We start from the raw sequence: 18,859 nt of genomic DNA, 5'->3' as shown, positions 1-18,859 counted from the left end.
CTCGCGGCCAGTTCAGTTTTTAACCACTAGCGCTTCGACGGTGAGGTTGACAACAATTTCGTCGCTGACCATGCCCATAAACTTATCCATGCCGAACTCGCTGCGCCGAAACCGTGTTACCGCACGCAAGCTCGCGGCATTGGCATCACCATAAAATGGATGCGGACCAACCGCGGCCGTTTCCGCGAACAACGTCATCGGCCGCACAATGCCATTGACGCTCAGCTCACCACTGAGGCTCAGTTCGCGCGACTTCTTATTGACCGTGTCGATGCTATGGCTGCGAAAAATAATCTCAGGATATTGCTTGGTTTGAAAAAAATCGCCGGATTTCACGAGGCGATGATTGATGATCGACCAGCCGCTATCAAACGTTTTCACTGGAATACGCGCCTCGGCCCATGACTTTTCTGGGTGATCTAAGTTGCCGTAAATAAAGCCAGTGACGCCACTAAACGCCCCACCTTCTGTTGGCACGCCAAGGTAATGCCAAGAAATGCTGACTTCAGTACGCTTTGAATCAATAGCGTAAGTGATGATGCGATCAGCGTAGCTTTTGGGGGCAACGAAAAGCAGTGCCAATAGAAAAGCATGCCTGCTCAACCGTGCTAGGGATTCCGTCGTGCGCGCTGCTCGTTGAGATAGTCGGGAAACCAGCGCAATTGGGGGAAAAAAATCACGCGGATCATACCAATCAACATCCATAAATACGCCCCACCATAAACCGCGCCGCAAGCCATGGTGACATAGTCAAAATTTGGCGAAATGTACTTGATCCCCCACCAGGAGACAATGTCTGTCATCGCCGCAGCAAGTCCGGCAGGAAACACCCATTGGTACCAATTCAGGCGGTTAAAGTGCATGGAAAACGGAATGCCAATAATAAAAATGGCGGTCGTGAAGCCGAATAAATGCGCATGCGTAAAGGCAATTAACTTGCCATGACTCATATTAGCGAAATACGCCTCGGTACTGCCGTGCAAGCCAATCTGATAGTGCACTTCAGCTAGGCCAAAAAAGAACGCCACGCCAAATAATATCGTTGCCAAACCAATGCCTCGCTGCGCAGCAACGGGCAGATCGCGCAATGAAAAAGACAGCTTGGGGTCTTTATAAGGAATAAACCAACGCAGCAAAAAACAGATCGCTAAAAACATAAACACTAATGCTATTGGCCCACCGACACTTAACCACGCCGACGGCTCTGGTGGTAGCTGGATGATACTAGCGTCTGAAATAGGCGCATCGCTAAAGAAATCAAACTCTGCGTCCGCCATGGTTAAGCTCCTTTTAAGCGCACATAAAGCAGCACACCGGCATGCCTAACGGCCGTTTCAATGGATTTTTCCAATGCCGTTTTAGTCTCTGCCTTCACGTGTTTGACGGACTGGCCGGCAAATTGCTGATACACAGACAAGCCCTTGGCACTCGGCACTTTATCGGCATGCAATACGCTAATCTCGCGAATGGTTAACTGACGGTCAGTGATCATCAGTAAGAAAAAGGTTTTGCCCTGATACACCGCTGGAAAGATCAATCCGGTGCCGGCAGGCCGACGAGCCACCAACGGAATATAAATCGTGTTGTCGTCATCGGTGCTTAAGGTGGCGCCAAGCGCCTTAGCCGCCATAATGTCTGCGGGTGTCAGTAAGGCATCTTTGGGCAGCCAGGTGAGCACATCCGGAAACGCGCGGCGTACCTCTCGCGGAATAAGACTAGCGATATCAAGCCAATCGCCAGGCGCTTTCGGCGTAGATGACTTGTCGCTGGGGTTGGATTTTCCCTGAATTTCCAGACGGTTGCTGATGCCATCGCCGTCGCTATCGGTGTTGGCAATTTTGGCGAAGGCGGCGGCATTTTTTCCCGCCGCTTTAAACGCCTTGCCGTATGGCGCCAGTTCAGAACCACCACCATCTAAATGACACGCATTGCATGAGGGCATGTAACCGGCTTCAAATTTGTAGTCGCGCGCCAAACTTGGCATCGCGACCGCCCAGCTTGGCAAGCACAGCGTCATCAAGACAAGCAGCATGGGCTTTGTTTTCATAGCAAATATCCTTAAAAGCCGAACAGGCTGGGCACAGCCTCGCGCATTCGCTGTAGTGACGCGGCGCCTGAGTCACCCGTAGCCATGAGCTCGTCGTATTGGATTGAATCACGCGGCGGCATCAGCGTATTTTCTTTTTCGGTTCCGGCATAACGCGACCAATCCAGCGCATCACGAATTTCGGTTTTTGCTTCAATTCGTGCCAATACGCTTGCCTCATCTGACCCGGCCATAAAGTTTAGGCGTTTTGCTGGGTTGCCCCGATGACACGCGAAGCAATGCGCCTCAAAGTCTTTCAGCACAGCATGCTGTTCGATGACTAAGGCCGGCTCGCCTGACGCTTGTGGCGGTGACATATCCGCCACTGATAAGCAGCAATAGGGTATTTCGCTACCTAACAGGGCCCGCATAAAAGCCACGCGGCTCACCGGCTTTGGCGCAAATGTAGTGTCGGGGAGCTTGTCGACGAGTGCCATCAGCGCTTTTGGCTGAAAGTCTGCTCGCTCACTTAATGCCTCAATATCAGCACTACTAAACAGCGCCGCCACACCATAGACACCATCAATATCGGTCGAGCGCAGCAATGCCTTTGGTGCGCGGCGCGTCAGTGGGTCTAAACGCGCCGGCAGTTTTGGCAGCTGCTCGAAAGCATCTAAATCTTCATTATTTAGAGCGCCTTCACCGAACTGTATTTCGCGGGTCGTCAGCTTGTGCCACCAGCCTTTAATGCCACGCTGTTCAGCCAACGGGTCTCGATTAAATAGGTCCGACTCAGGCACTGCGATACCATCCTCCGGGAAATGCTTGGCTTGTAATGCCCTCAGTTGCTGGGCAAGCGGCTGCTCGGGATCAAAGCTGCCTGGGCTGTCGCGATACAACAACGCTAACTTCAAGAGGATTCGACGGCAGTCATTTCCCGCTTCGCCACAGCCATCAAGCCATAGACGCTGGGTGACATTGATAAAGTTGCCTTCATCGGTGAGCTGGTCAAAACGATCTGGTGATGACAAGGCATTATGAATGGGTAATGACAAATACGGCTTGTCGTTTCCCCGCGCCTTTTCGATTGCCGCCGCTATATCGGGCTGAGCATTGGTTTCATTCCACGGTCGTTGTGGAAAAATTGGTCCGCCGCCCTGATGGCAGGTTGTGCAGATAGCGCGCTTGGCATAGACAATGCGCGGCACACAGCCCGCGCAATAGTTTTGCACTAACTGAAACTCAAAACGCCCAGCTACTTCATTGTAACTCAGCACCTCAATTTCATGGGCATTTTCAACAAAGCCCATGAAAAGTTGACCGCGTGGCCGCAGTCCTAATCCACCTGCTTTGTTTGCTAACTCAAAATCAGCGGCTATTAAAACCCGCGGATGGGCATTATTTGCTAAGCCTTTTAGCAACGAGCGGCCATGAGGAATCATCACATTAACCGGTAGTGCTGCTTCGGGGTGCTGATCTTGCAGCAGCTTCACGAGCTTATCGAAGGGATACGGCAAGCCATCATTTTGAGCGATGAGGTGATCAAATAGCGAGCGCGTGCCCTCGGGCGGTAAGTCCGTCTGCGCTATTTGATTCACCGATACCGAACCAACGGGCGCTTTTGTGGTTTGCGCCAGCGTTGTAATCGTTGCGTCGTTCGATGGCATGACCAACCATGCCATCGCAACACCCGCAGCGACCAATAACGCTAACCATGCCGCAACTCGCATTAGCCGCGCCTCACATTAATTTCAAGAACTCTCGCAGGGCGTATTTATCTTCTGCGCTTAAATCGACACCAAATTGATGGCCCTTGTTTTCAACAGGGTCATCACAGCCCATGAACAGCGGTTTGTGCGGATTTTGCGAAGCAATATTGGCTACTGGCGTCCCCTTGTGGACAGGGATTTTTGGCCAACCCTGCATGTCTTCTCGCGCCGTCACCTTGGTATCTTCCGTTGTCACCAAAGTTTTTGCCGGACGATGCTTCTCGTCTTTCGGGTTATCCGATGTCATCAGCTCGTCATAGGCCATTTCGAACTGCTTGATGCGCCCTGCCACGGTGTAATCTGGCGAACCATCTGGCAAATAGGTGACCTCACCGATCGCATTGTTGTGCATAAACGGCGCAGTCGCCCATACCGACAGCAAGGATATATTGCGCATATAGCCGGGGCCGCCTTCGACTTTCTGCTCACCGACTTTCATGCCGCCAATCAGCGGAATCATGCGGTTCAACACGCGCGGCACGCTGCCTGGCGATGGGCTGTTTTTATAGGTCTCTGAGGAAAATTCTTCCCAAATATGACCTGTGTTGTGATTGTTATGCAGTGCTCGGCAGAAGTTTGTGCCGATGATATTGAACGGTGTGCGCTCATCGTTGCCTAACCAGTCTTGACCGAACACGCCATCGTTAACAAATTGTGTTGGACGCAACTTTCCATTGCTGTCTTTGCTTAAATAACGCGCGATAAACTTCGGATCACGACGTTGTGCTTCGCTGTACTCAAGCTGCCAATAGTCCTCTTTGCCAAAAACATGGCCTTCATAGAACTTACCCAAGGCGACTTTATCGTTGCGAATATTTGCTGGCGCCATTTTTGTGCTGTGACATGTGGCGCACTCTTGAGCGAACACGTGGCGGCCTTTCGGCACCGCGTTGGTGTCGATAAACTCAGCGCCTGGCGTGCCGTCATTATCACTCGATGCCATCAGATAGGTTGGTCCACCCGTGATCAAAAAGGCGGCAAGATCATCCATTTTCGCATCGGCGTAATTCCATGGGTCGCACTCAGCGGCACATTGCATAATGCGCATTGGGCTTTGCTCAGTGCCGCGACCGATTAGACGTCCTGGGTACGGGAAATTAGGAGTCCAACACTCTTCCGTGCACATGCCAATATTGACGTAAACGCGGATCAACGCGAGATGTTCACCGACAGAGTCTTCAGCCCCTTTCAGCACATGACGCGTATTCGCTGTACTGATTTTGCCAGTAACAGGGTCTTTCATCACGTGTTCAAAAATACGTTTATTTTGAAAGTCCATGATGTTGTTTTGCGTGCCTGGATTGTGCATCCAGTCAGAGGCCACCAGTGATGTATCGATGGTACCAAGGCGGCCACCCTTCAGGACCTGACGCGCCGGACTACTTTCAGGAACGCCATGAAAAAACGCATCGGGCTGAACGATATGTTGGTTCCCGATGGTGGCACTTAAATTTTCCCAACGCGGTTCGTTGGGGTTTTCTGGGGGGTTTGTTGGATCAAAACCGACGTGGCATTGCACGCAAGGATGACCAATAACAAAACGCTTGTTTTGTTTAATTTCATCGGGGCTATAAGCCGCTGTTTGCGGGTTATAGATGACTTTGCCGTCTTCGTTTTTAATCGGGTCGGCGTAGTATTTGCGGTAGCCCAAAACACCCGATGAATGTGGGTCTTGGCACTTGTCATACCAGTTGGTGCTGGCATCGCCTTCGCTACAATCGGGGTCATTAATAAGCCCCCATTTGCTAAAACGCTCTGAGCGTGTCCGGGTATCGAGCCATGGATAATTCATGTTTTCTTTACCGACAACTCGAGACTGCAATAAATAGTTTTCGTCTTGGTTACCAAAGGTGCCTTTAAACCACACATCACGACCGCGACGCGCCTGATCGCGCATAGCCTGAGCTTTTGCCGGATCAGTCAGCGCTACATCTTTAAATAATTGATTTACGTAACGGCAGCCTTCGGCATCGTAGCCTGTTGGCTGCGGCTGATCGCAGGGTGGCGGCACATATTGTGGAATAGGCTCCGACGTCCAGGTAACTTTATCGCCACGCTCATGCGTGTCAGGACCGGTGCCAGGCGCCCACACTTTTCGTGCCGCTAAGGTGTCGTAGTAATGATCTTTGAACCATTGTTCACGTTTTTTCCAATACGGCGTGCCGGTGTATACACCCGTGGTGAGGTTGCGCTCAGCCAGATCACTTAGCGATACGCTGCGATTAGTTGATAAGTACGGTTCATCGCTGACACTCACTTTACCTGTTGGCATGTCATAAATCGTGAGTGCCGGGACATCTGGAATGGCCACTGTCTCTGGTACAGGGGGGACCGCGGGGGGTGCGGGAGGCAATGTTGCCACCGTAAACAGCGCAAACGCGCCAGCGCCAAATAGCGCGGCATACAAAATTTTATTCTTTTTCATACAAACTCCAGGCGAGCGATGATGCGTTAACAAGCCCTGCGGCCACTCAGATTGGTACTATAGTACCATTTAATCAGGTGGTCAATTATTGTTCTATTTGCCTTTCGGCTTACTTACCAATACAGAATGACGAAAAAATCCGGCCTAGCAAGTCATCGGCACTAAATGCACCGGTTATTTCAGACAAACTGTTCTGCGCTAACCGTAAATCTTCTGCGGCTAGTTCGCCAGCATTTAACGCAACAAGGGCATGAAGCGCCTGTTCAATATGCGCTTTCGCCTTTTCTAGTGCATCTACATGGCGACGGCGAGCTGAAAAGTGCCCACTTCCTAATGGCTGATAACCGACGATGTTTTTCAAATACGCACGAAGTGCATCAAGCCCTTGCTGAGTGGCGGCCGATAAGCCGATGGCGTCTAATTCTCGGCCATCGCACAGCACTGTCTGATGGCCATACGCTGTTGCTGAGACATCACATTTATTGAGCACCACGCAAAGCCTTTTGGGTCGTGATGGAAACTGCTGCGATAATTCATCTGCAATTGATGCGGAATCTTCACGGCTATCCCAGACCCAGATAACCGCATCCGCACCATCAACCTCGCGTTTGGCACGGCGAATGCCTTCTTGCTCAATCGCATCTGTGCTATCGCGCAAGCCTGCCGTATCGATGATGTGTAATGGCATACCGTCGATTTCAATTAACTCACGCAAGACATCGCGTGTCGTTCCAGCAACATCGGTAACAATCGCCGCATCATGGCCAGCCAAAGCATTCAGTAAACTTGATTTGCCAGCGTTTGGGCGCCCCGCAATGACTACGCGCAAGCCATCGCTTTGAATCACGCCTTGTTTTGCTTGCGATAAAACGCCATCAAGCGTTGATAAAAGCCCTTCAACACGGTGTTGAATCTGGCCATCAGCAAGAAAGTCGATTTCCTCTTCGGGAAAATCGATGGCGGCTTCAATAAATAAGCGCACATGGATTAGTGCTTCTAATAATTCATCAACGCGCTGTGAAAATGCGCCTTGAAGTGTTTGCACAGCAGCACGTGCCGCGGCCTCTGAACCGGCTTCGATCAAATCGGCAATGGCTTCAGCTTGCGCTAAGTCCAGTTTGTCGTTGAGAAAGGCGCGTTCGGAAAATTCACCAGGACGCGCTAGGCGTGCGCCACGTCGCATCACTTCTTGCAGCATTAGCGCCAAAATAACTGGGCCACCATGACCCTGTAGCTCAACGACATGCTCACCGGTAAAGGAATGTGGCGCTTGAAAATACAGCAACAAGCCTTCGTCTAGGACCTGTTGCTGACTATCAAAAAACGACGTGAATACGGCTTGTCGTGGCACAAGCACAGACTGATCAACACGATTGCTCATTTCACGACCAATGCGTTGCGCATCAGGGCCAGATAAGCGAATGATACCGACACCACCTCGGCCAGGTGGTGTCGCAATGGCGGCGATCGTATCCGTGATCATCGCCATGAATGGTTAATGACCTGTTTTAAGGGCCGCAGCCTTCTCGATATTTCGTGTAATAACCCATTGCTGAGCAATCGACAGCAAGTTGTTCATTAACCAGTACAACACGAGTCCGGCGGGGAACCACAAGAAGAAAATCGTGAAAACGACAGGCATAAACTTCATTACCTTCGCCTGCATAGGGTCTTGCGGCGCAGGATTCAGCTGCTGCTGCACGAACATAGAAACACCCATGAGCAACGGTAAGATGAAGTACGGATCCATCAATGACAAATCATTGATCCATAAGATCCAGTCAGCGTGGCGTAGTTCAACCGACTCCATCAGCGTCCAGTACAGTGCAATGAATACTGGCATCTGCACCAAGATCGGCAAGCAACCACCGAGTGGATTGATTTTTTCCTTTTTGTACAAGGCCATCATAGCTTGCGACATTTTCTGACGATCATCGCCAAACTGCTCTTTCATGCGCTGCATTTCAGGCATGACGCGACGCATATTGGCCATCGAGCGATAACTCGTTGCGGACAATTTGAAAAACGCGGCCTTAACCAAAATGGTCAATACAATAATCGACCAGCCCCAATTTCCTAAGAAACCATGGATCGATTTCAGCAACCAAAACAAGAATTGCGCGATCGGCCATAACCAACCGTAGTCAACGGTCAACTCCAAACCGGGTGATAAAGCTTTCAAGCTGTCTTGGATTTTCGGGCCGGCATAGAAATCCGCAGATACACGTCCATCTCCACCGGGTGCCACCAGCAAAGGACTCGTGGTGAATCCAATAAAATTATCCGCGCCATTACTACTCTTTCGGGTGCTGATTTGGTTGATTTGCTGTGTTGGCGGAATCCATGCTGAGACAAAATAATGCTGAACCATTGCTACCCAGCCACCAGTCACTTGTTGGCTCATGGCATCACTGGCGAAATCGCTTAATGACACTTTGTTGTAGTTTTTATCGGCAGTCCACCACGCGCCACCGAGGAACGTCACCATGCCAAATGAGTGGTTGTCGCTGCTTGGATCTTTGCTGTTGTCACGTTTGATTTGACCAAACATCACACCTTGCCAAGGTTTGTCGCTCGTGTTTTTCACGTCGTATGCAACGCTTATGCGATAGTCACCGCGCTTAAACGTGAAAACTTTGTTGACCACCAGTCCAGACGATGTACGTGTTGATAACACGACATTTAGGGATTCTTCGCCATCGGCTAATGTAAATTGGCCCTGCTTCACGTCATAGATTGGGCGACCACTGGCTTGGTCATCGAGCCCCTGCAGACCACTGCCGTTACCAACGCCAACTAAACCGCTCTGAGCGATGTAGGTTAGCGCATTGGATTGGTTCATCAAGACAAACGGCGTTTTGTCCTCAACGGTCTGCGTATATTTCGGTAATGCCACACGAACCACATCACCGCCCTGGCGATCGATCGTGATATCTAGCACATCGGTCACTACGCGTACGGTTGGTGATGTCGCTGAATCCATCGCTAGATCACTAGCAGAAACCGCTTTTTGTACCGCAGGTACAGTCGGAATGTCGGTATTCGCGCTCGGTGTAGCAACGGTTGGTAGCTCGGAGTTCGCGACGCTATTCGTTGTTTCGGCATTTTCTTGGACCACGTCAGTTGTGGGCTTTGTGCCATAGTCCTGTTGCCAAGATAAAAACAAAAAATACGTGACTGAGGCTAATGCCACCATGATGAGGGTGCGACGGAGTTCCATACTCACGATTCCTGTTGACGATCGGAAGGGGTGATGTCTTTCGGTACGGGATCATAGCCGTGTTTACCGAATGGATGACAGCGCGATATCCGTTTTAGTGCTAAGAATCCACCGTGAAAAAAACCAAATCGCTGGACTGCTTCTTCGGCATACGCCGAGCAAGTTGGTAAATAACGACAGCGTGCCGGTATCAATGGGCTGATGATATAACGATAAAATCGGATCGGGACGAGTAGCAGCCATTTCATGCGCTTACCTACTGTCCGCTTAGTGTGTTGGCGTATTTTCGATGGAGTTGTTGCAAGCCTTTGGCAAGTTCACTGTGTAGGTCGTGTGAAGACAATAGACCGAGGGCGGGTTTTGCTAAAAACACGATATCAAGTGCTTGCGTTACAGCTGGTTGACGTCGAAATGTATCGCGAACACAGCGTTTCACGCGGTTTCGATCAACCGCTAATTTGATTTTTTTCTTTGCAATGATGAAACCAATTCGGTCAGAGGGAAAAACCGATGATTTGGCAAGCAAAAGAAAATTGCTGTGATGTGCTTTAAATTCAGCGCCATCCATGACTCGCTTGAAATCTGCTGGTGTTAGCAGACGCTGGTCTTTGGTAAAGCGCTGAGTGGTCACATCGCTCAGACTGTTAAACGCTTACGACCTTTTGCACGGCGACGAGCAATGACTGCACGGCCGTTCTTTGTCGCCATACGAGCACGGAAGCCGTGTGTACGTTTTTGTTTGATAGTGCTGGGTTGAAAAGTACGTTTCATGATGGCAATCCGCTAAACAACGCGCCCAGTTGGGCTCAAGGGAGCGGAATACTAGGCAAGGAGGCGTTGTCTGTCAATGCTTTTGCTTCGTTGTTCGCATGTTCTGACGTGTCTTTTGTGTTCAGAGCTTGTTGCTCTTCTCATAAATAAATACTTATTTAGATTTTAAGAGCAGTGTTTGTTTTTATAGTGTCCGTTACTTTTTGTGGATAAGCGCTTTATTTTTAATAAAAACAGTAACCTATGACTACTCTAATGCTGTACCTAAATAGCTCTTCTAATGCACTAATAAGTTGTGGATGATTGTTGATAACTTTGCACTTTGAACTTTAACACAAGCTATTCGTATGAATTTGTCGGTGTTCTCACCAGAGTTATCTACATAGTCTGATATCTTGTGGATAAAGTCTTTTGCAGCACTAGCAAAGATCGTTAGAATCAAAGTTTGGTCTGTGGATTGTTTTATGAGTGAGTCGCTTTGGTTGTCGGCATTGCAACGTCTGCAAGAGGAGTATCCGTCGAATTTATTTCAGATGTGGATCCGCCCGTTGCAGGTTGAAGAGTCTGCTACGCACTTAACGTTGTTGGCACCGAACCCCTTTTTTGTGCGTCACGTCAATGACAAATTTATTGTTCGTATTGGTGAAATCGTTGCACAACTCAGTGAGGGACGAATCAACAATGTGACTATCCGTGTCGGTAGCCGCGATGATGTCGCGCCCCGTCAAAGCAGTTCAAACCGTGTCAATTCGCCTAGTCCATTGCGTGCTGCAGCTGCTCCTCAAGAACCGATTGAGCGTCCGCCAAGCAGCCTTAACCCATTGTTTACATTTAATAATTTTGTTTCTGGTAAAGGCGCTCAATTAGCCCACGCTGGGTGTTTGCAAGCGGCCGATAATCCTGGGGCATCTCATTCGAACCCATTGTTTATCTACGGCCCTACGGGTTTGGGCAAAACGCATTTGATGCACGCAGTTGGCAACGAAATGCTCAAGCGCAACCCCAATGCTCGTGTTATGTACATTACCTCCGAGCGTTTTGTAGGTGACTTTATCCAAGCTCTACAGCGTTCAATGATGTCCGATTTCAAGCGCTTATACCGATCGCTTGATGCGTTGCTGATTGACGATATTCAGTTTTTCGCTAAGAAAGAAAGCACGCAAGATGAGTTTTTCCACACCTTTAACTCCCTGCTTGAAGGTTCCCGTCAGATCATCATGACTTCTGACCGTGTCCCACGTGATATTTCGGGTATGGATGATCGCTTGAAGTCGCGGTTTTCATGGGGTTTGTCTATCCAGGTTGATCCGCCAGACAAAGAGACGCGCGTCGCGATTTTACTGAAGAAGGCTCATTCTGCCGGTTTTGAAGTTCCCTTAGAGTCTGCTCACTTTATTGCTGAGCACGTACAAGGTAACGTGCGAGAGCTTGAGGGTGCTCTAAATAAAGTCATTGCTAACGCGCGCTTCAAAGGCTCTCCAGTGACCTTAGAATTAGTTAAAGAAGCCTTGCGAGACCTGCTGCTTCTGCGCGTCAAGCAGTTTACTATCGAGAATATTCAGCGCGTTGTGTCTGAGTACTTTGGGATCTCATTACGCGATCTTAAAGGTAAGAAACGTAATCGCTCGTTTGCTCGACCTCGGCAAATGGCGATGTCGTTGTCGCGTGAGCTAACGGGAAATAGCTACCCTGAAATTGGTTTGGCATTTGATGGGCGCGATCACAGCACAGTGATCCATGCCTGCGATAGAATTGCGAATTTGCGACAAGCTGACGCGCAATTAAATGAAGATTACTCTACGTTGTTACGCCAATTACAGGCGTAAGTTTTGGGAAGATGACCATGAAATTGTCGATGTCACGAGATCAATTATTAAAGCCATTGCAACAAGTGTCTGGCGTGGTTGAGAAGCGTCAAACGCTTCAGGTGTTGTCTAACGTTTTGCTCGTTGTCGATAGCGGCAACATGGCAATGACCGGTACCGATCTCGAAGTGGAATTGCTAGCTCGACAGAGCCTTGAAAACGAGTCACGCGATGGAAAAATTACGGTGCCCTGCCGTAAGCTTCTAGACATCTGTCGCGCTCTGCCTGCGATGGCTCAGGTTGATTTATCGCTCGATGGCAATCGCCTGCTATTAAAATCTGGAAAAAGCCGCTTCACGTTGACCACGTTACCGGCCAATGATTTTCCCAATCTTGATGAAAGCTTAAATGATGCGCACACCGTTACACTTACTCAGCGTGTGTTGAAGCAAATGATCGACAAAACGTCGTTTGCTATGGCTCAGCAAGATGTGCGCTATTACCTCAATGGCATGCTCTTTGAGGTTACGCCAAATACTCTCCGTGTGGTGTCAACGGATGGTCACCGTCTGGCCATGTGTGATGCTGAGATATCTTCTCAAGTAACTGATAAAATCCAAGTTATTGTGCCAAGAAAAGGTGTGCAAGAGCTTTCGCGTTTGCTTGCGGACGATGAAGCTGAGGTGACATTAACGCTTGGTTCTAATCACATTCGCGTCACTGTTGATAACGTCACATTTACATCGAAACTAATCGATGGCCGCTTTCCAGATTATGAGCGTGTTTTGCCAAAAAATGGCGACCGTACGCTTGTTGCCGGACGTGAAGAGCTGAAATCAGCGCTGCAGCGTGCAGCTATTTTATGCAATGAAAAGTTTCGTGGTGTGCGTCTTCAGATCAATGATCAGCAGCTCAAAATTCTTGCTACTAACCCTGACCAAGAAGAAGCCGAAGAGGAACTTGCCGTTGAATACAGCGGTAACTCGCTAGAAATTGGTTTCAATGTTGGTTACATGCTTGATGTGTTGAACGCATTAGATGGTGCCTATACGCAGGCAATATTAGGCGATACAAATAGCTCGGCATTAATTCGTGATAACGATTCAGAACAAGCCAATGCGGTATACGTTGTTATGCCCATGCGCTTGTAATGCGCTAATTCATGAGCGTTTTACGGTTGCAGGTTCAGCATTGGCGAAATCTGCAGCCGGTCGATTTGTCCCCTTCTCCCTATATAAATATTGTTGTTGGCGACAATGGCAGTGGCAAAACGTCGCTGCTTGAATCAATTTATGTGCTAGGTGTAGGTCGGTCTTTTCGTACCACTAAAGTTAAGCGCCTCATTCAAGATGGCCAGCTTTCATGCACTTTGTTTATTGCCACCGCCGATGGCCATAAGCTCGGTCTGCAAAAACATCTTGATGGTTCTTCAATTGCGCGTTTAAACGGTAGCACAGCGTCTAAGCTCTCCTCTCTTGCGCAGTTACTTCCTGTGCAGCTCTTTGATCCTGAATCTCTCGATATGTTGTCTGGCCCAAGCTTGCCAAGACGCCAGTTACTAGACTGGGGTGTGTTTCACGTGGAACACGGATTGTCGATGCAGTGGGCTCGTGCATCTCGAGCGCTGCAACAAAGGAACTCTTTGCTAAAAAGTGCTAAAATTAATGCCGATCATTTGTCTGTCTGGAGTCGTGAGCTGGCTGATGCTAGCGAGCTAATTCATAACTCAAGATTGGCGTTTATGTCCTCTTGGCAGCCATTTATTGATCGCGCGATGAGGCGTCTACTGCCTGGCTTTGATTTCACTATTTCATATCAAGCAGGTTGGGATACCACTGAGGCGCTTATTGATCTGCTCGAGTGCTCGCGCGAAAAAGATAGTGAGCGTGGGTTTACTCAGCTTGGCTATCATCGCGCTGATATACGCATACGTGCTGATGGCGTGCTAGCAGATGAACGCCTCTCGCGCGGTCAATTAAAGCTGTGTGTCTGTGCACTAAAGCTTTCATTGATTGAGCGGCTAAAAGCCAACAGCGCTAGGCCGATTTTGCTTTTTGATGACTTAGCCTCTGAGCTAGATCATGGCTCCCGAGAAAAAGTGCTTTCTTGGGTGATGGAAATGGATTTACAGCTTTGGTTGACTACGATTGATAGTCGTTATTTGACCCCTTTTATTTCGCATAAGGAACACGCTGTGTTTCACGTGGAACACGGTAAAATAATACGTTGGCCTGCTGAGCAGTCTGAGCCCGGAGAAGAAAAATGAGCGAAACATATGACGAATCCAGTATCACTCAACTAGAGGGTTTGGATGCGGTTCGAAAACGTCCGGGCATGTACATTGGTGATACGTCAGATGGTACTGGCCTTCACCACTTAGTATTTGAAGTGGTTGATAACTCCATAGACGAAGCGCTTGCTGGGTATTGTGATGAGATCCAGATAACAATCCACACTGACAATGGCATTACCGTGACCGACAACGGTCGTGGTATTCCACCAGCGGTCAAAATGGACGACAAGCATGAGCCGAAGCGCAGTGCCGCTGAAATCGCACTGACGGGTTTGCATGCGGGTGGCAAGTTTAACCAGAACAGCTACAAGGTCTCTGGTGGCTTGCACGGCGTTGGTGTCAGTTGTGTCAATGCGTTGAGCAAATACCTCCGCTTAACTGTTCGCCGTGATGGCAAGATTCATACACTTGAGTTTTCAGGTGGTAAAGTGATTGACCGTCATATTGAGCTGGTCGGAGGTGTTGAAACATCACCCATGAAGGTCACCGGCAGTACTGAGCGCCGTGGTACAGAGGTTCACTTTCAGCCTGATATAGACATTTTCACTGAAAACAACGACTTTCATTATGACATTCTGGCAAAGCGCCTACGCGAACTCTCGTTTTTAAATTCAGGTGTTCGTATTGCACTCAAGGATGATCGCTCAGGCCAAGAGGAAGTATTCCAATATGAGGGTGGTCTTGCCGCATTCGTTAACTATTTAAATGTGAATAAAACACCACTAAACAATGTCTTTCACTTTCTTGTCCCGCAAAATGAACACAGCCACGGGATTGGTGTGGAGGTGGCTTTGCAGTGGAATGACAGCTACCAAGAGAATGTTTATTGCTTCACAAACAACATCCCTCAGCGTGATGGCGGTACACACTTGCAAGGCTTTCGCACAGCCCTCACCCGCACCTTAAATAATTACGTTGAAAAAGAAGGCCTGCTAAAAAAAGAAAAAGTCAGCACCGCAGGCGAGGATATGCGTGAGGGCTTAACGGCCATTGTTTCGGTTAAAGTGCCTGACCCTAAGTTTTCTAGCCAAACTAAAGACAAACTCGTTTCCTCTGAAGTGACAAACGTTGTTTCTAGCATCATGAATGAAAAGTTCGAGGAATATTTGCTGGAAAACCCATCTGCTGGGAAAACCATTGTTAGCAAAATTCTCGATGCAGCACGTGCGCGAGAAGCGGCTCGCAAAGCACGAGAAATGACACGCCGTAAAGGCGCACTTGATATTGCTGGTTTGCCAGGGAAGTTAGCGGATTGCCAAGAAAAAGATCCGGCTTTGTCTGAACTTTATTTAGTCGAGGGTGATTCGGCAGGCGGCTCAGCAAAGCAAGGTCGAAACCGCAAAATGCAGGCCATTTTGCCGTTGAAAGGTAAGATCTTGAATGTCGAAAAAGCTCGATTCGATAAAATGCTGTCTTCCGCTGAAGTTGGTACGCTCATTACAGCGCTCGGCTGCGGTATTGGTCGTGATGAATATAACCCTGAAAAACTGCGCTATCATAAAATCATCATCATGACGGATGCGGACGTGGATGGTTCGCATATCCGCACATTGTTATTGACCTTCTTTTTTAGACAAATGCCAGAGCTGATTGATAGAGGTTATATCTACATTGCTCAGCCGCCGCTATATAAAGTCAAAAAAGGTAAGCAGGAGCAGTACCTAAAAGATGATGACGCTATGGAGCAATACCAGACATCGATAGCACTCGATGGCGCTGAGCTTCGCGTATCACCGGCGTCGCCTCCTATCTCTGGGTTAGCGCTTGAAAAGCTCATTAATGGCTATCGTAACTTTTTACACCTGAAAGAACGCTTTAGTCGTCGTTACCCAGAAGTCATGCTGGAGCAGCTATTATTGCTGCCTACCTTAAGCACAGAGCAGCTTACTTCGGTATCTGATACATCAGTATGGGCTGAGCATTTGCAGTCAGCCTTAAATGCTGCTGCTGATCCGAGCCAGCGTTATTTGGTTGAGTCAGTGTTTGATACCGAAACCAGTCGTCATGTCATACAGATTGATCTTGTAGCCCACGGCGTGCCATACACCTATCGTTTGGGCACCGACTTCTTCACCTCCGGTGAGTATCGTCAAATATCGGCGCTAGGTGAGGCGTTAGAAGGGCTTATGGTGAAGGGCGCGGTAGTGCGTCGTGGTGAGCGTGAAATGCCTGCTGAGTCCTTTAAGCAGGTCTATCAATGGCTCATGCAGGAGTCTAAGCGCGGTCTCGGTGTTCAGCGCTATAAAGGTTTGGGTGAAATGAACCCGGACCAACTTTGGGAAACTACAATGGATCCAGGTACACGCCGCATGCTGCGTGTAACTATTGAGGATGCCATTGGTGCTGACCAAATGTTTACGACCCTGATGGGTGATAATGTCGAACCACGCCGTGAGTTCATTGAAACCAACGCACTTTTGGTCACGAACCTCGATGTATAAATCGGATTATGCGGTGACGCTGTTTTGCTAGCCAGCGCACTGTCTCTGTAGGTGTTTCACGTGGAACAATTACGCGTAGTGTTGGCGCCAATGGAGGGTCTTACCGACTTTTTAATGCGCCAAACACTTACAGAGGCAAGCTCGTATGCTTGGTGTGTGACAGAGTTTCTGCGCATTACCCAGCAGCTTCTGCCTGAATCAACATTTCTTCGTCATATGCCCGAATTGTGCAGCAAAAGCCAAACGCGCAATGGCACGCCTGTGCATTTGCAGCTCTTGGGTAGCGAGCCTCAGCTTATGGCTGAAAGCGCTGCACGAGCTGCTGAGCTTGGTGTAGCGGCGGTAGACATCAACTTTGGTTGCCCCGCTAAAACAGTTAACAAGCATCGCGGTGGTGCAGCCCTACTTAATGAGCCAGAGCTGATATATAAAATTATGTCAGCCGTACGGCAAGCTGTGCCGAAGCAAATACCTGTGAGCGCAAAAATTCGTTTAGGGATAAATAATACGCAAGAGCTTTTTGACAACGTGGCGGCTGTTGCGCAGGCCAACAGTAGTTGGCTAACAATCCACGCTAGAACGAAATCACAAGGGTATCGTCCACCCGTAGATTGGCGAGCAATTGCTGATGCTCGATGTCACGCCAATGGCATGCCGCTCATCGCTAACGGTGACATTGTCAGTGTTGCCTCAGCGCATGCCTGCCGAGATATTACTGGCTGCTCTACGTTAATGGTAGGACGCGCAGCGGTGAGTCAGCCCGGCTTAATTAACCAAATTAATCGCGACACAACCGCGCTAAGCTGGCCATCAGTGCATCAGCTGCAACAACAATTTCTGATTAATATGCAAGGCAATGATAGCGGTGTCGTTGGCCGATATAAGCAGTGGCTAGCCATGACGGCATTGCATTACCCAGAGGCAGCAGCGCATTTCAATCGCGTGAAGCGCATAAAAACACGAACCGAAATGCTCATGGCAGCTGCCGTTTAAAGCACATCAAGGCTCTGACGATGAGGCGGATTGAACCTCCGCAGGCTGATCAAGCCACTCTTTCCAAATGGCGAGTATGACCGCCAAAATGACGGGCCCAATAAACAGACCAATCATGCCGAAAGCGGTTAAGCCGCCAAGCACGCCAAACATAATAAGTAGAAACGACACTTTAGTGGCGTTAGAGATAACTAAAGGTCGGATGATGTTATCCACCGAGCTGACAAACAGCGCGCCCCAAATCATCAAGCCAATAGCACTGAAGGTGTCGCCAGAAATAAGCAGCCAAAGCGATACGCCGCCCCACGCAAACGGGGTGCCAAACGGCACCAGGGCTACCACAAACGTCAACAGCGCAAGGAAGATAGGGTTAGGCGCGCCTGCCACTGCATAGCCAGCACCGGCGAGTGTTGCTTGTGCGATGGCGGTGAGCACGATGCCAAAAACGACCGCGCGCGTCATATCTCCAGCTGCTTTCATGTAGCGATCGCCCTGCCCGGGAGTAATCAATGAAAGTGCTTTACGTGTGCTACGCATCAAGGTGAGGCCATCACGGTAGAAGAAAAATGCTGTAAATACCGTGAGTGCTAATTTCGCCATATTACGGCCAATGCCGCCAGCTAAAAGTTTCGCTTGTGGTAAGCCAAGACTGGCTAAGCTGCGAATACTCTCTTTCGTCGCCTCGGGATTAATATGAACCTGTGTCCACCAGCGCTCAAGCTCCTCGTACAGCCAGGGCACGACGGTGGAAAATCGTTCAGGAATAGGTAGCTGGTCTTGGCTTAGCAATTCACCAATATGACCATAAATTGTGCGTATCTCCGCCTGCAGAAGGACTAAAAGCCACGCGAGAGGCCCGAGCATAACTAAGGTCAAAAATGTGGTCATCAAGGCGGCAGCAATGTTTTCGCGTTGCCCAACTTTATTGTAGAGCCAGCGGTAAAGCGGCCAGGTCACAAAGACGAGAATGGCGGCCCATGCCATGGGAATAAAAAACGGGCTCAACACGTTGTAGCTTAAATAGCCCAGCGATATGAGCACAATCAGCAATAAAACGCGGGTCAATGTATATGTGGTGCCAGCCATCATGACGCTCTCCTAACGAAGTGTCATGCT

General features: G+C 49.2%; 16 protein-coding genes. 5 read left to right on the top strand and 11 right to left on the bottom strand.

Going from position 1 to position 18,859, the window contains the following annotated elements; translation table 11 throughout:
• Nucleotides 1-12: 12 nt before the first annotated feature.
• The 10 genes from DFR26_RS01585 to rpmH all read right to left on the bottom strand — a co-directional run bounded on the left by DFR26_RS01585 (nt 13) and on the right by rpmH (nt 10,211).
• Nucleotides 13-582, bottom strand: coding sequence for a YceI family protein (locus DFR26_RS01585; protein WP_181898949.1), 570 nt, complete (start codon nt 580-582; stop codon nt 13-15).
• Between the two features lie 26 nt (nt 583-608).
• Nucleotides 609-1,277: a hypothetical protein gene (locus tag DFR26_RS11015; protein ID WP_147300250.1), complete on the bottom strand. Its 669-nt coding sequence runs from the start codon at nt 1,275-1,277 to the stop codon at nt 609-611.
• Between the two features lie 2 nt (nt 1,278-1,279).
• A complete protein-coding gene (locus DFR26_RS01580) occupies nt 1,280-2,047 on the bottom strand; it encodes a thrombospondin type 3 repeat-containing protein (RefSeq protein ID WP_116207185.1) in 768 nt (255 codons plus the stop codon).
• A gap of 11 nt (nt 2,048-2,058) precedes the next feature.
• Complete coding sequence (locus DFR26_RS01575; RefSeq protein ID WP_116207184.1) at nt 2,059-3,756, bottom strand: hypothetical protein; 1,698 nt, start codon at nt 3,754-3,756, stop codon at nt 2,059-2,061.
• Nucleotides 3,757-3,766: 10 nt separating this feature from the next.
• Complete coding sequence (locus tag DFR26_RS01570) at nt 3,767-6,220, bottom strand: hypothetical protein (RefSeq protein WP_116207183.1); 2,454 nt, start codon at nt 6,218-6,220, stop codon at nt 3,767-3,769.
• Between the two features lie 109 nt (nt 6,221-6,329).
• On the bottom strand, nt 6,330-7,703 hold the full coding sequence (gene mnmE, locus DFR26_RS01565) for a tRNA uridine-5-carboxymethylaminomethyl(34) synthesis GTPase MnmE (protein WP_116207619.1): 1,374 nt from the start codon (nt 7,701-7,703) through the stop codon (nt 6,330-6,332).
• Between the two features lie 12 nt (nt 7,704-7,715).
• The gene (yidC, locus tag DFR26_RS01560; RefSeq protein ID WP_116207182.1) at nt 7,716-9,440 is read right to left on the bottom strand and encodes a membrane protein insertase YidC; all 1,725 of its coding nucleotides are present in this window, start codon (nt 9,438-9,440) and stop codon (nt 7,716-7,718) included.
• A 2-nt stretch (nt 9,441-9,442) separates the two neighbouring features.
• Nucleotides 9,443-9,688 (bottom strand): membrane protein insertion efficiency factor YidD, encoded by a 246-nt coding sequence (gene yidD, locus DFR26_RS01555; RefSeq protein ID WP_116207181.1) that lies wholly within the window; start codon nt 9,686-9,688, stop codon nt 9,443-9,445.
• Nucleotides 9,689-9,696: 8 nt separating this feature from the next.
• Nucleotides 9,697-10,071 (bottom strand): ribonuclease P protein component, encoded by a 375-nt coding sequence (rnpA, locus tag DFR26_RS01550; protein ID WP_181898948.1) that lies wholly within the window; start codon nt 10,069-10,071, stop codon nt 9,697-9,699.
• A gap of 5 nt (nt 10,072-10,076) precedes the next feature.
• Nucleotides 10,077-10,211: a 50S ribosomal protein L34 gene (gene rpmH, locus DFR26_RS01545; RefSeq protein WP_116207179.1), complete on the bottom strand. Its 135-nt coding sequence runs from the start codon at nt 10,209-10,211 to the stop codon at nt 10,077-10,079.
• Between the two features lie 464 nt (nt 10,212-10,675).
• Between rpmH and dnaA the strand changes: the two genes are divergently transcribed.
• Genes dnaA through DFR26_RS01520 form a run of 5 tightly spaced genes read left to right on the top strand, consistent with a single transcriptional unit; the run spans nt 10,676 to nt 17,743 of the window.
• Entirely contained in the window at nt 10,676-12,037 is a 1,362-nt protein-coding gene (gene dnaA / locus DFR26_RS01540) for a chromosomal replication initiator protein DnaA (RefSeq protein WP_116207178.1), read from the top strand.
• A gap of 17 nt (nt 12,038-12,054) precedes the next feature.
• Complete coding sequence (gene dnaN, locus DFR26_RS01535; protein ID WP_116207618.1) at nt 12,055-13,167, top strand: DNA polymerase III subunit beta; 1,113 nt, start codon at nt 12,055-12,057, stop codon at nt 13,165-13,167.
• Between the two features lie 11 nt (nt 13,168-13,178).
• Nucleotides 13,179-14,282, top strand: coding sequence for a DNA replication/repair protein RecF (gene recF, locus DFR26_RS01530; RefSeq protein WP_116207177.1), 1,104 nt, complete (start codon nt 13,179-13,181; stop codon nt 14,280-14,282).
• Nucleotides 14,279-16,750 carry a DNA topoisomerase (ATP-hydrolyzing) subunit B gene (gyrB, locus tag DFR26_RS01525; RefSeq protein WP_116207176.1) on the top strand — a complete coding sequence of 824 codons (2,472 nt, stop codon included), beginning with the start codon at nt 14,279-14,281 and terminating at the stop codon, nt 16,748-16,750. The genes recF and gyrB overlap by 4 nt, the downstream gene beginning before the upstream one ends.
• A 60-nt stretch (nt 16,751-16,810) precedes the next feature.
• The gene (locus DFR26_RS01520; protein ID WP_147300249.1) at nt 16,811-17,743 is read left to right on the top strand and encodes a tRNA dihydrouridine synthase; all 933 of its coding nucleotides are present in this window, start codon (nt 16,811-16,813) and stop codon (nt 17,741-17,743) included.
• Nucleotides 17,744-17,749: 6 nt separating this feature from the next.
• Here the strand turns inward: DFR26_RS01520 and DFR26_RS01515 are convergent, their stop codons facing one another.
• Entirely contained in the window at nt 17,750-18,832 is a 1,083-nt protein-coding gene (locus DFR26_RS01515) for an AI-2E family transporter (protein ID WP_116207174.1), read from the bottom strand.
• Between the last annotated feature and the right edge of the window lie 27 nt (nt 18,833-18,859).

The sequence above is a fragment of the Paraperlucidibaca baekdonensis genome, from assembly GCF_003387535.1.
Taxonomy (GTDB): domain Bacteria; phylum Pseudomonadota; class Gammaproteobacteria; order Pseudomonadales; family Moraxellaceae; genus Perlucidibaca; species Perlucidibaca baekdonensis.
The sequence above is the reverse complement of the archived record's forward strand: the minus strand, read 5'-3'. Positions and strand labels throughout refer to the sequence as shown.

What these genes read in the sequence shown, in the direction of transcription:
- dnaN (WP_116207618.1), top strand. Translation starts at nt 12,055, where the DNA reads ATGAAATTGTCGATGTCACGAGATCAATTATTAAAGCCATTGCAACAA.
- gyrB (WP_116207176.1), top strand. Translation starts at nt 14,279, where the DNA reads ATGAGCGAAACATATGACGAATCCAGTATCACTCAACTAGAGGGTTTG.
- DFR26_RS01515 (WP_116207174.1), bottom strand. Translation starts at nt 18,832, where the DNA reads ATGATGGCTGGCACCACATATACATTGACCCGCGTTTTATTGCTGATT.
- DFR26_RS01575 (WP_116207184.1), bottom strand. Translation starts at nt 3,756, where the DNA reads ATGCGAGTTGCGGCATGGTTAGCGTTATTGGTCGCTGCGGGTGTTGCG.
- DFR26_RS01580 (WP_116207185.1), bottom strand. Translation starts at nt 2,047, where the DNA reads ATGAAAACAAAGCCCATGCTGCTTGTCTTGATGACGCTGTGCTTGCCA.
- yidC (WP_116207182.1), bottom strand. Translation starts at nt 9,440, where the DNA reads ATGGAACTCCGTCGCACCCTCATCATGGTGGCATTAGCCTCAGTCACG.
- mnmE (WP_116207619.1), bottom strand. Translation starts at nt 7,703, where the DNA reads ATGATCACGGATACGATCGCCGCCATTGCGACACCACCTGGCCGAGGT.
- DFR26_RS01570 (WP_116207183.1), bottom strand. Translation starts at nt 6,220, where the DNA reads ATGAAAAAGAATAAAATTTTGTATGCCGCGCTATTTGGCGCTGGCGCG.
- recF (WP_116207177.1), top strand. Translation starts at nt 13,179, where the DNA reads ATGAGCGTTTTACGGTTGCAGGTTCAGCATTGGCGAAATCTGCAGCCG.
- yidD (WP_116207181.1), bottom strand. Translation starts at nt 9,688, where the DNA reads ATGAAATGGCTGCTACTCGTCCCGATCCGATTTTATCGTTATATCATC.
- dnaA (WP_116207178.1), top strand. Translation starts at nt 10,676, where the DNA reads ATGAGTGAGTCGCTTTGGTTGTCGGCATTGCAACGTCTGCAAGAGGAG.
- rpmH (WP_116207179.1), bottom strand. Translation starts at nt 10,211, where the DNA reads ATGAAACGTACTTTTCAACCCAGCACTATCAAACAAAAACGTACACAC.
- DFR26_RS11015 (WP_147300250.1), bottom strand. Translation starts at nt 1,277, where the DNA reads ATGGCGGACGCAGAGTTTGATTTCTTTAGCGATGCGCCTATTTCAGAC.